The organism is Micromonospora mirobrigensis, assembly GCF_900091555.1.
GTDB classification, from domain to species: Bacteria; Actinomycetota; Actinomycetes; order Mycobacteriales; family Micromonosporaceae; genus Micromonospora; species Micromonospora mirobrigensis.
Genome location: NZ_FMCX01000002.1, coordinates 751,716 through 765,814, shown reverse-complemented (window position 1 = coordinate 765,814; position 14,099 = coordinate 751,716). Strand labels below are relative to the sequence as shown.

10 protein-coding genes are annotated in these 14,099 nt (G+C 73.6%); 6 read left to right on the top strand and 4 right to left on the bottom strand.

What is annotated here, in order from left to right; all coding sequences use genetic code 11:
* Positions 1-26: 26 nt before the first annotated feature.
* Positions 27-2,711: a sensor histidine kinase gene (locus GA0070564_RS10680; RefSeq protein ID WP_141714748.1), complete on the top strand. Its 2,685-nt coding sequence runs from the start codon at positions 27-29 to the stop codon at positions 2,709-2,711.
* A 5-nt stretch (positions 2,712-2,716) separates the two neighbouring features.
* Positions 2,717-3,130: a roadblock/LC7 domain-containing protein gene (locus GA0070564_RS10675; protein WP_197697678.1), complete on the top strand. Its 414-nt coding sequence runs from the start codon at positions 2,717-2,719 to the stop codon at positions 3,128-3,130.
* 49 nt (positions 3,131-3,179) lie between these two features.
* Here the strand turns inward: GA0070564_RS10675 and GA0070564_RS10670 are convergent, their stop codons facing one another.
* Entirely contained in the window at positions 3,180-4,619 is a 1,440-nt protein-coding gene (locus tag GA0070564_RS10670) for a GH1 family beta-glucosidase (protein WP_091606594.1), read from the bottom strand.
* A gap of 876 nt (positions 4,620-5,495) precedes the next feature.
* Between GA0070564_RS10670 and GA0070564_RS10665 the strand changes: the two genes are divergently transcribed.
* Complete coding sequence (locus GA0070564_RS10665; protein WP_176730642.1) at positions 5,496-8,393, top strand: glycoside hydrolase family 48 protein; 2,898 nt, start codon at positions 5,496-5,498, stop codon at positions 8,391-8,393.
* 619 nt (positions 8,394-9,012) lie between these two features.
* Here GA0070564_RS10665 and GA0070564_RS10660 read toward each other — a convergent pair.
* The gene (locus tag GA0070564_RS10660) at positions 9,013-9,822 is read right to left on the bottom strand and encodes an alpha/beta fold hydrolase (RefSeq protein ID WP_091606588.1); all 810 of its coding nucleotides are present in this window, start codon (positions 9,820-9,822) and stop codon (positions 9,013-9,015) included.
* A gap of 58 nt (positions 9,823-9,880) precedes the next feature.
* Between GA0070564_RS10660 and GA0070564_RS10655 the strand changes: the two genes are divergently transcribed.
* Positions 9,881-10,579 carry a TetR/AcrR family transcriptional regulator gene (locus GA0070564_RS10655; RefSeq protein WP_091606586.1) on the top strand — a complete coding sequence of 233 codons (699 nt, stop codon included), beginning with the start codon at positions 9,881-9,883 and terminating at the stop codon, positions 10,577-10,579.
* Positions 10,580-10,624: 45 nt separating this feature from the next.
* Here the strand turns inward: GA0070564_RS10655 and GA0070564_RS10650 are convergent, their stop codons facing one another.
* Positions 10,625-11,782, bottom strand: a complete 1,158-nt coding sequence (locus tag GA0070564_RS10650) for a polysaccharide lyase family 7 protein (protein WP_091606582.1) — start codon at positions 11,780-11,782, stop codon at positions 10,625-10,627.
* Positions 11,783-11,947: 165 nt separating this feature from the next.
* Between GA0070564_RS10650 and GA0070564_RS10645 the strand changes: the two genes are divergently transcribed.
* Positions 11,948-12,835, top strand: a complete 888-nt coding sequence (locus GA0070564_RS10645) for a phosphatase PAP2 family protein (protein WP_176730630.1) — start codon at positions 11,948-11,950, stop codon at positions 12,833-12,835.
* 13 nt (positions 12,836-12,848) lie between these two features.
* On the opposite strand, the gene GA0070564_RS10640 is transcribed toward GA0070564_RS10645, so the two are convergent.
* Entirely contained in the window at positions 12,849-13,301 is a 453-nt protein-coding gene (locus GA0070564_RS10640) for a YbhB/YbcL family Raf kinase inhibitor-like protein (protein ID WP_091606577.1), read from the bottom strand.
* A gap of 124 nt (positions 13,302-13,425) precedes the next feature.
* Here GA0070564_RS10640 and GA0070564_RS10635 point away from each other — a divergent pair, with 124 nt between their 5' ends.
* Positions 13,426-14,097: a maleylpyruvate isomerase N-terminal domain-containing protein gene (locus GA0070564_RS10635; RefSeq protein WP_245669901.1), complete on the top strand. Its 672-nt coding sequence runs from the start codon at positions 13,426-13,428 to the stop codon at positions 14,095-14,097.
* The last annotated feature ends 2 nt before the right edge of the window (positions 14,098-14,099 follow it).

Below are 14,099 nucleotides of genomic sequence, written 5' to 3'. Positions count from 1 at the left end.
GGCGCGAGGGGACCGAGGAGGCACGAGTGGGCGCAGGTCCCGACCCGTCGCGCGACGTGGCGTCCGGGCGGCGGAGCCGGTTCGACGTCCGGGTGATCCCGCACCGGCGGCGTTCACCGCTGCGGCTGCGCGACTGGCGGGTCAGCACCAAGCTCGCCACCGTGCTGGTGGTGCCCTCGGTGGCGTTCCTGGTGGTGGCCGGGGTGCTCACCCGGGGCCTGATCGGGCAGACCACGACGCTGGGCGACTTCGCCGGCCAGGTGGGCATCGGCCGGCAGATCACCGCCGCCGTGCACCAGATCCAGCAGGAACGGGACCGCGCCGCGGGTGAGCTGGGCGCGTTGCACCGGGCCGGGGCCAACGGCGACCGGGACGCCGCGATCGCCGCGCTGAAGCCGTTGCAGACCGCCAGCGACGCGGCGCTGCGGGACCTGCGCGCGGCGGCCGAGCCGCTGGCCGACTCCGACGCCGCCTGGCGGGTCGCGTACTCGGAGGTGCTCGAGGCGTACGACCAGGTCGTCTACATCCGCGCCGCGATCCCGCCCGCGGTGCTGAGCAGCGAGACGATCCTGAGCAACTACCACCGGGCCGTCGACGCGCTGCTCAGCCTGCTGGCCGAGCCGTCCCCCGGCGAGCAGCAGCAGGCGCTCAGCGACGCCGTGCTGCGCTACGTCCAGCTGGCCCGGGTCAAGGAGCTCTCCTCCCGGGTCCGGGCCGAGCTCTACGAGGCGGCCCGCGCCGGCCGCTACGCGCCCAACGACGAGGTGACCCTGACCGACCTGCGCGCCCAGCAGCTCACCGCGCTCGGGGCGTTCCGGGTGGCGGCGACCTCCGACCAGATCCGCGTGTACGACCGCACGTCGGTGGACCCGGCGTTCGTCGCCGCGGCGAAGCTGGAGGAGAAGAGCCTCCCGGCCGGTGGCGCCGGCCCGGCGGTGCTGCCCGCGCCGCAGTGGTGGGCCGCCAGCGAGCAGCGGCAGGAGCTGCTGCGCCAGGTGGAGGCGAAGGTCCTCGACGACGCGGTACGCCGGGCCGACGACGCCAGCTCCGACCAGCTGCGCACCACGCTGCTGGTCGCCGGCGCGGTGGTCACCGTCCTGCTGGTCGGCGTCCTCATCTCGCTGCTGGTCGGCCGCTCGGTGGCCCGGTCGATGCGGCTGCTGCGCGGCCAGGCGATGCGGATCGCCCAGCTGGAGCTGCCGGACGCCCTGGACCGGTTGCGGGGGGTGACCGGCGGAGTGCCGGACATCCAGGTCCCGCCGGCCGTGGTCCGCTCGCAGGACGAGATCGGTGAGCTGGCCGAGGCGTTCGTGGCCGTGCACCGCAGCGCGGTCAGCGTGGCGGTGGAGCAGGCGATGATGCGCCGTAACGTCAACGCGATGTTCGTCAACCTGGCCCGGCGCAGCCAGGTGCTGGTGGAGCGGCAGTTGGAGCTGCTCGACGAGCTGGAACGGGAGGAGGCCGACCCGGACCAGCTGGAGAACCTGTTCAAGCTGGACCACCTGGCCGCCCGGATGCGCCGTAACGACGAGAGCCTGCTGGTGCTCGCGGGCACCGAGTCGACCCGGCGGTGGAACCGACCGGTCGGGGTGGGCGCCGTGCTGCTGGCGGCCAGCGCCGAGATCGAGCAGTACCAGCGGGTCCGCCACGACCAGGTGGCCGACCTGCACCTGGTCGGGCACGCCGTCGGCGAGATGGTGCACCTGCTGGCCGAGCTGCTGGAGAACGCCACCGCCTTCTCCCGGCCGGACACCGTCGTGCGGGTGACGGTGCGGCCGGAGGGTCGGGACGCGGTGATCGAGGTCGCCGACGAGGGCCTGGGCATGAGCCCGGCGGCGCTGGAGCAGGCGAACGAGGTGCTGGCCAGCCCGCCGGCGGCCGACGTGGCCGCGTCCGAGCGGATGGGCCTGTTCGTGGTCAGCCACCTCGCCGCCCGGCTGGGGCTGCGGGTGCGGCTGGCCGGCGGCCAGCACGGCCTGGTGGCCCGGATCCTGGTCCCCGGCGGCCTCCTCGCGACTCCGTCCCCCGACCTCGACGAGCCGGCCTCGCCGCGGATGCTCACCTCGCTGGTCGGGCAGACCCGTGCGGCCGCCCCCGCGGCGGAGCTGCCGGTGGCCGGGCGCCGCCCCGATCCGGTGGCCGCGCCGGGCGCCGGGGCGCTGCCGTTCGCGCCGGTGGGTCGGGAGATCCCCGTGGCGCCGTCGCGCGCCGCCGTACCGGCGGGTCCGTCCGTCCCGGTGCCGGGTCTGCCCGGTGGCGGGCCGGTGCCGGTGGCGCCCGCGGCCCCGCGGGCGGTGGGCGTCGGGCCAGGGTCGGTGCCGCGCCAGCCCGCGGCGCGTCCGGTCCCGGTGCGGGCCGAGGACGTGCTCGCCCCGGCCGCCGGCCCGTCGGCGTCGGCGGGGAGCGGGTGGTGGTCCCGGCAGGGGCCGGCGCCGGTCGCGGCGGCCGGTGTGTCACCGGCGCCCCCGGCGACGCCGGTGACCGGAGGGACCAACGAGCGGGGCCTGCCGGTGCGGGTGCCGATGGCGCAGCTGCCGACGGTCGACGGTCCGGCCCGGCCGGGCGGGCCGGCGCGGCACGAGCCGGACCCGGAAGCGGTCTCGGGGATGCTGTCCCGGCTCTACAGCGGGGTCCGCCGGGCCGAGGCCGAGGAGACCACGGAGTTCAGACTGCCGCCGGTTGGCGGGCGCAGTGAAGGGGGATGGCAGTGACGACGATGAGCCAGGAGGCACGAGACCTGAGCTGGCTGGTGACCGCGTTCGCCGAGCGGGTGCCGGGGGTGGCGCACGCCGTGGTGGTCTCCTCCGACGGCCTGCTGGTGGCGATCTCCGCGCACCTGCCCCGGGACCACGCGGACAAGCTGGCGGCGGTGACGTCCGGGCTGATGAGCATCACCGCGGGCGCGGCGCAGATGTTCGACGGGGACGTCGTCAAGCAGACCGTGGTGGAGATGGGCCGCGGCTACTTCCTGGTCATGCAGATCCGCGACGGTTCGATCCTGGCCACCCTGGCCGGCGCGGAGGCCGACATCGGCGTGGTGGGCTACGAGATGGCCCGGCTGGCCAAGCAGGCCGGCGAGATGCTGACGCCGGCGCTGCGGGCGGAGTTGCAGCAGGCGCTGCCCCGCTGAGCGGCGCCGGCGGGGAGGGGCCCGGCCGTGCCGGGCCCCTCCCCGCGTCTCAGAGGCCGTTGTCGGCGATCACCTGGCGGTACCAGTGGGCGCTGCGCTTGAGGATCCGGCGCTGGGTCGGGTAGTCCACGTAGACCAGGCCCCAGCGCTGGTCGTACCCCTCGGCCCACTCGAAGTTGTCCAGCAGTGACCAGACGTGGTAGCTCTCCAGCGGCACGCCGGCGCCGATCGCCCGGTGCGCAGCGGCGAAGTGGTCGCGCAGGAAGCCGATCCGGCCGGCGTCGTCGACGGTGTCGTCCGCGCCGAGGGTGTCGGGGCAGGGCAGCCCGTTCTCGGTGACGGTCAGCGGGACCGGGCCGTAGTCCCGGGTGACCCGGGTCAGGATGTCGTACATGCCGTCGGGGTAGATCTGCTGCCACTCCGCCTCGGAGGTGGGCCAGCGCTGGGCGGTGCCACCGCTGGCGGTGACGTAGATCGGGGTGTAGTACTGCACCGCGAGCAGGTCCACCGGGCTGGAGATGATTTCCAGGTCGCCGTCGGTGATTCCCCGGACCAGCCGGCTGTCCGGCCCGAGGTCGGCCAGCACGTCGGCCGGGTACGCCCCGGTGAAGATCGAGTCGAGGTAGAGGCGGTTCTCGTACCCGTCGTAGAGGCGGGTGGCGGCGGCCGCGGCGGCCGTGTCGTCGGCCGGGTAGCAGGGGTGCAGGTTGAGCGCGGGGCCGATCCGGGCCGGTGAGCCGGTGGCCCGCAGCGCGCGTACGGCGAGCCCGTGCGCCAGCTGGAGGTGGTGGGCGACCAGGTACGCGGCGTCGGCGTCCTGCCGGCCCGGCGCGTGGTGTCCCCACAGGTAGCCGTTCTGCACCACGGTCTTCGGCTCGTTGATGGTCAGCCAGACCGGCACCTGGTCGCCGAGGCCCTCGAAGACGGCGCCGGCGTAGTCGGCGAAGCGGTAAGCGGTGTCCCGGTTCTCCCAGCCGCCGGCGTCCTGCAACGCCTGGGGGAGGTCCCAGTGGAAGAGGGTGACCATCGGGGCGATGCCGCGCTCGTGCAGCCCGTCGACGAGGCGCCGGTAGAAGTCCAGGCCGCGCTGGTTGGGCCGGCCGGTGCCGTCGGCCTGGATCCGGGGCCAGGACACGGAGAAGCGGTAGCTGCGCAGGCCCAGGTCGCGCATCAGGTCGAGGTCCTCGGGCCAGCGCCGGTAGTGGTCGGCCGCCACGTCGCCGGTGTCGCCGTTGCGGGTGCGGCCGGGCGTGCGGCTGAAGGTGTCCCAGATCGACTCGCCGCGGCCGTCCTCCTTGGCGGCGCCCTCGATCTGGTACGCCGAGGTGGCCGCGCCCCAACCGAAGCCCGGCGGGAACCGCAGCGCACCGGCGGGCGCGTCGGCCTCGGCGGTGGGTGGCGCCGGGGCGCGGGTCGGGCCGGGGGCCCCGGTGGCGTCGGCGGAGAGCGCGGCGCGGCGGAGCAGGTGCCGACGGCTGAGTATCGACATGGGCGGTTCTCCTCGTGGGTGGGGCGCGCGCCGGACGGCCGGGAGCGCTCCCAGCATAGGGTAGGCGCGACCCTCCACGCGGTGAGGGGCTCCAGCGGCCGGTGGGCCGGCGGTCCCGCCGTTCGGGCGACCGGATGTGCGGGGGAGGGGCGGCGGGGCGCCGGCGCGGCGGCGCGGGCGTCCACGGGCCCCGAGCAGCGAAGGAGGCCGTCCGGGTGGCGGGGTACGCCTGTCCCGTCGGCCTCTTTTCCCGCCGGGGGCGGGGGTTTAGTGTGGGGACGGGGGAGGGCAACCCCCGTCCCCACCGCGATGCAACCACGCACGAGTGGATTGGGTCTCCGGCCGTGCGTGTCGCGCGGGAGCCGGGCCACGCGAGTGGCTCTGGTTCCACCTCCCTCCATGCCGGTGGGTGACGGCTGACGGCGGCGTCCGGGCTGGCCCGTCGTCAGCCAACGTGGCTGGTAACGCCGGAGCGTCGAGACGCCCCGAGCGGCCTTCTTCGCACCATCGTCGATGGAAGCGCTCCCATCGGCGATGCAGCGACTGTAACGCCCGTCACGGCTTTGTGAAAGCCCCAAAATGAGATCGAAACATGGACGTGCATGAGCGCCCTGGTGGTTGTTGTGGGAGCGCTTCCATGGCACACTGTCGAATCACCGCAGCGGAGCCAGCTCGCGCGACGCGGGCCGCCGAGGGCAGCCGGAGATCCGGCGCGGCGCGCCCCGAGGGAACGGACCGGCGGCACTCGCCGTGCTCCCGCCCCGAAGACCCCACGTTCCGGACGCCTCCGTCCCCCCGCGTACACCGCGTGGAGGTGTCCCGCCGGGGCCCGTACGCCCCGGCCCGGTCCGAGGAGACACCGCGCACATGAGACTCCTGGCACGACGTCGCCGCACGGCGATGCTCGCCGCTACCGCGCTGGCCATCGGCGGGATCACCCTGCCGGCCGGCGCCGCGCAGGCCGCCCCGGCCTGCGACGTGACCTATGTGACCAGTGACTGGGACACCGGCTTCACCGCCACCGTCACCATCAAGAACCTGGGCGACGCGCTGAACAACTGGGCGCTGAAGTTCGCCTTCCCCACCAGCAGCCAGCGGGTGACCCAGGGCTGGTCGGCGAAGTGGAGCCAGAGCGGCAGCGAGGTGACCGCGACCAACGAGTCGTGGAACGGCAGCCTGGCCACCGGCGCCGCCACCACCATCGGCTTCAACGGCGCCTTCTCCGGCAGCAACCCGAAGCCCACCGCGTTCACCCTCAACGGGGTGGCCTGCAACGGGGCCGTGGCCAACCAGCCGCCGACGGTGTCGCTGGGCGTACCGGCCGGGCCCTTCGCGGCCCCGGCCGACGTGCCGCTGACCGCCACCGCCAGCGACCCCGACGGGACCATCAGCAAGGTCGAGTTCTACCGCAACGGGCTGCTGGTCAACACCGACACCACCGCGCCGTACGGCTACGACCTGCTCGGCCTGCCGGCCGGCAACTACACGGTGCAGGCCAAGGCATACGACAACGCCGGCGGCTCGGCGATCGCCGAGAAGTCCTTCACGGTCAACCCGGCCACCGGCCCGCGGCTGGTCGCCACCCCGTCGGCGGTGAGCGTCAACGAGGGCGGCACCGCGACCGTGCGGTACACCCTCAGCGCCGCCCCGACCGCCAACGTCCCGGTGACCCTCGCCGTCACCGGCGACAGCGACATCACCGTGTCGCCGGCCACGCTGACCCTCACCCCGACCAACTGGAACACCGGGGTCACCGCCACCGTCGCGGCGGCCGAGGACGCCGACACCGTCGGCGGCACCGCCACCGTCACCGCCTCGGCCACCGGCGTCGCCCCGCTGACCGTCACCGCCACCGAGATCGACAACGACACCCCGGGCGGGGACAACGCGTACATCAAGCGGTTCCTCGACCAGTACGGCAAGATCAAGAACTCGGGCTACTTCAGCCCCGAGGGCGTGCCGTACCACTCGGTGGAGACGCTGATCGTCGAGGCGCCCGACCACGGCCACGAGACCACGTCCGAGGCGTTCAGCTTCTGGCTCTGGCTCGAGGCGCAGTACGGCCGGGTCACCCAGAACTGGGCCCCGTTCAACAACGCCTGGACGGTGATGGAGAAGTACATCATCCCGTCGCACGCCGACCAGCCGACCGCCGGCGCTCCCGGCACGGCGCAGTACGCCGCCGAGCACAACCTGCCCAGCCAGTACCCGTCGGCCCTGGAGCCGAACGTCCCGGTCGGCCAGGACCCGCTGCGCGGCGAGCTCCAGTCCACCTACGGCACCGGTGACATCTACGGCATGCACTGGCTGCTCGACGTCGACAACACCTACGGCTTCGGCCACTGCGGCGACGGCACCACGAAGCCCGCCTACATCAACACCTTCCAGCGGGGCACCCAGGAGTCGGTCTGGGAGACCGTCCCGCAGCCGTCCTGCGACACCCTGAAGCACGGCGGCCCGAACGGCTACCTGGACCTGTTCGTCAAGGAGTCCGGCACCCCGGCCAAGCAGTGGAAGTACACCGACGCCCCGGACGCCGACGCGCGCGCCGTGCAGGCCGCGTACTGGGCGCTGACCTGGGCCAAGGCGCAGGGCAAGGAGGCCGACGTCGCGGCCACGGTGGCCAAGGCCGCCAAGATGGGTGACTACCTGCGGTACGCGATGTTCGACAAGTACTTCAAGAAGATCGGCAACTGCGTCGGCGCCAGCACCTGCCCGGCCGGCAGCGGCAAGGACTCGGCGCACTACCTGATGTCCTGGTACTACGCCTGGGGCGGCGCGTACGACCCGCAGCAGAACTGGTCCTGGCGGATCGGCTCCAGCCACAACCACTTCGGCTACCAGAACCCGCTCGCGGCCTGGGCGCTGACCAACGTGCCGGAGCTCAAGCCGAAGTCGCCGACCGCGGTCACCGACTGGCAGAAGAGCTTCGACCGGCAGCTGGAGTTCTACACCTGGCTGCAGTCCGCCGAGGGCGGCATCGCCGGCGGCGCCACCAACAGCTGGGACGGCAGCTACGCCCAGCCGCCGGCCGGCACCGCCACCTTCTACGGCATGTACTACGACGTCGACCCGGTCTACAACGACCCGCCGTCGAACCAGTGGTTCGGCATGCAGGCCTGGTCGATGCAGCGCATCGCGGAGCTCTACCTCCAGACCGGCAACGCCAAGGCCAAGGCGCTGCTGGACAAGTGGGTGCCGTGGGCCATCGCCAACACCACGGTGGGCGCCAACTGGTCGATCCCGTCGGACATGAAGTGGACCGGCCAGCCCAACAACTGGAACCCCACCAGCCCGCAGGCCAACACCAACCTGCACGTCGAGGTCACGGTGAAGGGCCAGGACGTCGGCGTCGCCGCCGCCTACGCCCGGACCCTCATCGCGTACGCGGCGAAGTCCGGCAACGTGGCCGCCAAGGACACCGCCAAGGGCCTGCTGGACGCGCTCTACGCGGCCAGCGACGCCAAGGGCGTGTCGATGCCGGAGAAGCGCGGCGACTACAAGCGCTTCGACGACGTCTACAACGCCACCGACGGGCAGGGTCTCTACGTCCCGTCGGGCTGGACCGGGAAGATGCCCAACGGTGACACCATCGCCGCCGGCAAGAGCTTCCTGGACATCCGTTCCTTCTACAAGAACGACCCGGACTGGCCGAAGGTCGACGCGTACCTCAAGGGTGGCGCGGAGCCGGTGTTCAACTACCACCGGTTCTGGGCCCAGGCCGACGTCGCCATGGCGTACGCCGACTACGGGAACCTGTTCCCGAACGGCTGACCGGCAGTCTCCGGGTGGGCGGCGCTGCCGCCGTCCACCCGGTCGCCAGCGGGTCCCGGGGGAATGAGCGGACCCGGCCGGCGGGCGGCCTGATACCCACGGTCAGGCCAGGGGTGGGCCACCGTCCGGCCGGCGCGCCGGGTCGGTCGGCCCACCCCGTTGCCCGGAGTGGAACCTGGCGCGAAAAAGCCCGGAAAAATTCGCGCCGCGTGGGATCACACGGCACCCGTGGACGGAGTAACGTACTTGACGGAGAGGCCGCTCCCCCCGTGGCGGCCTCTCCCTTAATTTTAGGGCGAGCCGGAGGTCCGGGACCGGTTCCGGCGGCCCAGGTTCCACCGGGTGCCGCAGCCCCGGTGGCAGCGACCGGCGGATCACCAGCCAGCTCCAGGCCAGCGCCGCCGCGCCGCCCGCCGTGCAGCTCGGTCAGGGACTCCGGCGGGCCGGGGTCGGCCGGTGCGGCCGGCCGGTCGGATGCGGTCCCGGCCACGGTCACCTCCTCTGCGCCCGGGGGAGGCTCCGGGGACGGTACCGCCCGGGCCGGCCCACTCCGGGTAGGACTGTCGACCGGCCCGGGCCGGGTCTCCCACCGGCCGCACCGGGTGGACGGCTGGGCCGGTCAGCCGGCGGCGAGGAACTCGGCGAGGGGGTCGACGATCCGGGCGGGCGCGCGGTTGACGCCGTCGTGGCCGCTGCGCGGGATCGGCAGCACCCGGGCCCGGGGCAGGGCCCGGGCGAGGGCGTCGTTCAGGGCGGCGTAGTAGGGCGGGCCGGCGGTGCCGTACATGAGCAGCACGTCGGCGGTGACCGCGGACCACTGTTCGGCGGGGCCGTCGTGGAGCCGGATCTGGTGGCTCTCGTCGAGGGTCTTGGGCAGCAGTTCGCCCATCTGCCGCCCGATCGGCGTGCGCAGGAACGCGCGGCAGATGGCGGTCCGGACGCCGAGGGGGAGCCGGGCGGCCGGGGAGTGGGTGTTGATGCCGCCGGTGGTGATGGCCATGCCCCGGGCGATGTCGCCGTCGTCGGCCGCCCGGCGGGCCTCGTCGATCCAGTCGCTGGGGAAACCACCGTCGATGCTGATCGCCAGGTCGTAGAGCGCGAGCCGGTCGATCGGCAGCCGCAGCGCGGCCTGCAGGGCGATGAAGCCGCCGGAGCTGTGCCCGACGACGTTGCGCGCCCCGGTCCGCTCCAGGACCGCCGCCAGGTCGTCGATGTCCTGGTCGAAGGTGTACGGCTCGCGGCGGGGTGCGGCGTCCGCGCGGCCCCGCCGGTTGTAGAGGTGCACGGTGAACCGGTCGGCCAGCCGGGCGGCCAGTCGCCGGTAGACGTCGATCGTGACACCGCCGCCGTGCACCACGACGATCCCGGGCCCGTTCCCCGTCGAGTGCAGCGTGATCGCCGCGCCATCGCGTGCCGTGACACCTGTCATGCGCCCGTCCTCTCCCGTCATAAAACCGCGAACGATGTTTGCAGTTTAGACTGGATCGGTGAGCGACGCACGTGCGAATTCCCGAGCCGGCGACGCGGCCCCGCAGTCGATCTGGACCCGGCCCGTACGCGGCAGCCGCGGCCCCGTCCCCGCGTACAGCCGGGACGCCATCGCCGCTGCCGGCATCGCGCTGGCCGACGCCGACGGCATCGCCGCGGTCTCCATGCGCGCCGTCGCCACCGCGCTGGGCACCAGCGCCGGATCGCTCTACCGGTATCTGTCCTCCCGGGACGACCTGCTGGAGCTGATGACCGACCGGGCGATCGGTGAGCTGCGTCCCCACCCGTCCGGAGGCGACGACTGGCTGGCCGGGATCCTGCTGCTGGCCCGCCGGCAACTGGCCCTGTACGGGCGCCATCCCTGGCTGCTGGACCTGCTGCCCCGGACCTCCGCCGCCGGTCCGGAGAGCCTGGCCTGGTTCGACACCTGCCTGCGGATCCTGGAACCGGTCGACTGCGCCACCGCCGCCAAGTTCGAGGCGATCGCCATGACCACCGGCGTGGTCAGCCTCTTCGCCCGTCGGCGGGCCGGCTCGAGCTCGTTCGCCCTCACCGGCGTCGACCTCACCGCCCACCCGCACCTGGCCGCCGCGCTGCGCCGTCCGGTCGGGGGGCCGCCCCGTGCCGACCTCTTCGACCGGACGCTGCGGATCCTGCTCACCGGGCTGCTCGCCGACGAGGGACCGGACCACGCCTGAGCGCCCCGCCACCGGAGTGCGGTGGCGGGGCGCGGGTGACGGGGTTCAGGAGTGGCTGACGGTGAGGGCGTAGATCAGGGTCTGGCCGTAGTTGCCGTCGCCGCACGGCGCGGCGTTGGTGCAGTTCGCCTGGGTGTACGCGCCGGCCTTGAAGTACGCGCCGGAGAAGCTGCGGGTGATCGTGGTCTGGAGCACGTCGTTGTAGTACACCTTCACCTGCCCGCCGCTGACCACGAACTTCCCCCGGTACCGGGTGCCGAGCTGGTAGCCGCTGGTGACCAGCTTGTGGTGGGCGTTGTCGCCGTTGGTGACGTACAGGTTGGTGCCCTCCAGCCGGAAGACGGTGACGTCGTCGGAAGCGTCGTGGATCTGCGCGCCGACCAGGTGCGGCTTGCCGGCGGGCAGGTTGGTGAACGCCTCCTCGAAGCTCATCGTGTGGGTGCCGGAGGTGGACGACCAGCTGGCGTTCGTCGCGCCGTTGCCGGTCATCTCGCGCAGCTCCGAGCGCGGGTAACCGGATCCGCTGGTGGTGACCCCGTTGACGGCGGCCCGGAACTGCACGGCGGCGCACGAGCTCGCGGTGGTGAACCAGGGGGTGGCCTGGTAGCCGGCGAGCGTCGGCTGGGTGATGGTGGTCGGGTCCTCGACCGGTCCGGTCGGCAGGGTGAGCTTCCAGTTGGTCAGGTTGAGCACGTCGGCGGGGACGGCGCAGCCGGCGGTCTCCGGGCCCAGCACCCGTGCCTCGGTGATGCTGTTCCAGTCGTTGGTCGTGTTGCCGTACCCGACCACCCGCAGGTAGCGGGCGGAGCGGTCGGCGAAGTCGTAGGTCTCCGGTTGCAGCGTGGTGCCGCTGCTGTCGCGCTGCCCGACGACGGTGGTCCAGGAGGTGCCGTCGGTGGAGGTCTGCACGGCGAAGCTGCTGGTCCGTTCGTCGCCGCGGTGCCAGGCGATGCGGACCGAGCCGACCTGGGTGGCGGCGCCCAGGTCGTAGCGGATCCACGAGCCGTCGCCCTGCGCCGACCAGCGGGTGCCGAGGTCGCCGTCGAGGGTGTTCGCCGCGACGTTGCCGTCGTCGGTGCTGGCCACCACCCCGGCCACGGGCAGCGAGGTGGCGGCGCCGGCGGGGGTGGCCACCAGGCCGGCGTAGCCGAGTCCGGCCGCGACGAGGGTGACGGGGAGGGCGCGGGCGATGGTACGTCGCATCGGTGTGGGTCCTTCGGGACGGGGGAGAGGAGCACCTGCGGGCGTCGACGCTGTGCGACCCTAGGCGTGAATTCCATGTTGGTCAATGTCCACCAGCGGGAATCCCGCGAGGCCCGTCGAGGGGTGCCGCCCACCGCTGCGGGAGCGTTCCCCCACCAGTACGGTGTGCGGGTGCGAACGACGGCAAGGGGTTGGACCGCGGTCTGGTTGGTCGTGCTCGGCCTGGCACAGGTGGCGGCCTTCATCGTCGTCTGGCGCCTCGCCCTGCACACCCGGACCGGCCAGTGGCTGGACACGGTGGCGTTGACCGGCAACCGGATCGGACAGGACCGGATCGACGGTCCGGTCGACCGGCTGCTCAACGCCATGTCGTTGTTCTCGCTGCTGGTGGCGACCGGTGTGCTCGGCTTCATCGCGCTGGCCCGCGGTCGCAAGGCGCTCGCCGTGGCGGCCACCCTGCTGATCGCCGGCGCCAACGCCACCGTCCAGCTGCTCAAGCACTTCCTCACCCGGCCCGACTTCGGCATCGACCCGGAACGGGCGGCGGCGGGCAACAGCCTGCCCAGCGGACACAGCGCGGTGGCCGCCTCGGTGGCGCTGGCGCTGATCCTGGTGCTGCCCCGCAAGGTCCGCGTCCTGGGCGCCGTCGTCGGCGCCGCGTACGCCGCCGCGGCCGGCGTGGCCACCCTCTCCGCCGGCTGGCACCGACCCAGCGACGCGGTCGCCGCCTACCTGGTCACCGGCGGGTGGGCCGCCGCGGCCGGTCTGCTCCTCCTGGTCTTCCAGCGGGAACGGGCGCAGGTCGACTCCGGCGACGCGCACCGGGTCTCGTCGGTCGTGCTCGGGCTGGGCGGCCTGATCGCCGTGGTCGCCTCCGGCCTGGCGCTGTCCTGGCTGATGGACCTGCCGCAGGTCCCGGTCGACGAACTGTCCCGCCGCGAACTCTTCGTCGGGTACGCCGGCAGTGCCGCCGGCATCGCCGGGGTGATGGCCGTGGTGGCCGCCCTGGTGCTGGTCACGGTGCACCGGCTGGTGCCCCGGATCAAGGGCTGACGGCCACCCGCGCTCAGCGCCGGTAGGTGCCCACCATCGTGCCGCTTGCCAGCTCACTGCCGGCCAGCGCCGCGTGCACGTCCGCGGCCTGCGGCTCCGCCGGCAGCTCCAACGGCCGGTTCACCGCGTACAGCCGGAAGAAGTAGCGGTGCGCCTCCTCGCCCAGCGGGGGCAGCGGCCCGGACCAGCCGGTGGCGCCGGTGGCGTTCGGCCACTCCCGGCCGCCGTCGGGCACCGCGCCCTCGGCCACCCCGGTCGACCCCGGCGCGATCCCGGTCACCAGCCAGTGCAGGAACGGTGCGCGACCGGCGTCCGGGTCCTCCACCACCAGCACCAGCTCCTCGGCCGAGTGGGGCACGTCCGACCACTGCAACGGCGGTGACACGTTTCCACCGTCCTGGGCGAAGCGTCCCGGTAGCAGGTCGTGATCGGTGAACGCGGTGCTGCGCAGCATGATGCCGGCCATCGGTCGCCCCCTTCTCCTCGTCCGGCCGCGGGTACCCGCGCGGCGACCGGCGAAACGGCCGCGACCCGGCCCAGCCCGCCGTGCGAGGCTGTGCCGACCGACCGGCACGGGGGAGGGGAACGACGTGGAGACGGTACGCGAGGCGTTCCGGGACGAGTGCGTACGGCTGGAGACGGTGCTGGGTGACCTCACGGCCGCCGACCTGGACCGGCCGACGCCCTGTCCACCGTGGAGGCTGCGGGACCTCGTCGCGCACGTCCGCACCGGCGTCGGCCGGCTGGCCGGCATGCTCGCCGAACCCGCGCCGCCGGCCGCCGAGGTCGACGCCGTCAGCTACTTCGGCGCCGCGAAGTTCACCCCCGAGGTGGACCGGGACCGGATCGAGTCGGCCCGCCGGGAGGGCGCGGCGCTGCCCGGCGTACCCGCGATGGTTGCCGACTTCGCGCGGGCCTGGCGGGCCACCGACGAGGCGGTGACGGCGGCGACGCCGGACCGGGTGGTCCGGACCCGGCACGGCGAGCCGATGACCGTGACGGAGTTCCTGCGTACCCGGGTGGTGGAGGTGGCGGTGCACGGCCTGGACCTGGCCGACGCGCTGGACCGGGAGCCCTGGCTGACGCCCGCCGCGGCCCGGGTCGCCGCCGCGGTGCTCACCGGCGGCCGGCCCGTCCCCGACGCCCTGGGCTGGGACGACGTGACCCTGCTGCGCAAGGTCACCGGCCGGGCCCCGCTCACCCCCGAGGAGATCACCGTGAGCGGGACGGCCGGCCTGGGCGGGCTGTCGTTCTCCGGCTGAGC

Coding starts and splice junctions, on each gene's coding strand:
- GA0070564_RS10675 (WP_197697678.1), top strand. CDS start 2,717: ATGAGCCAGGAGGCACGAGACCTGAGCTGGCTGGTGACCGCGTTCGCC.
- GA0070564_RS10670 (WP_091606594.1), bottom strand. CDS start 4,619: ATGTCGATACTCAGCCGTCGGCACCTGCTCCGCCGCGCCGCGCTCTCC.
- GA0070564_RS10660 (WP_091606588.1), bottom strand. CDS start 9,822: ATGACAGGTGTCACGGCACGCGATGGCGCGGCGATCACGCTGCACTCG.
- GA0070564_RS10650 (WP_091606582.1), bottom strand. CDS start 11,782: ATGCGACGTACCATCGCCCGCGCCCTCCCCGTCACCCTCGTCGCGGCC.
- GA0070564_RS10640 (WP_091606577.1), bottom strand. CDS start 13,301: ATGGCCGGCATCATGCTGCGCAGCACCGCGTTCACCGATCACGACCTG.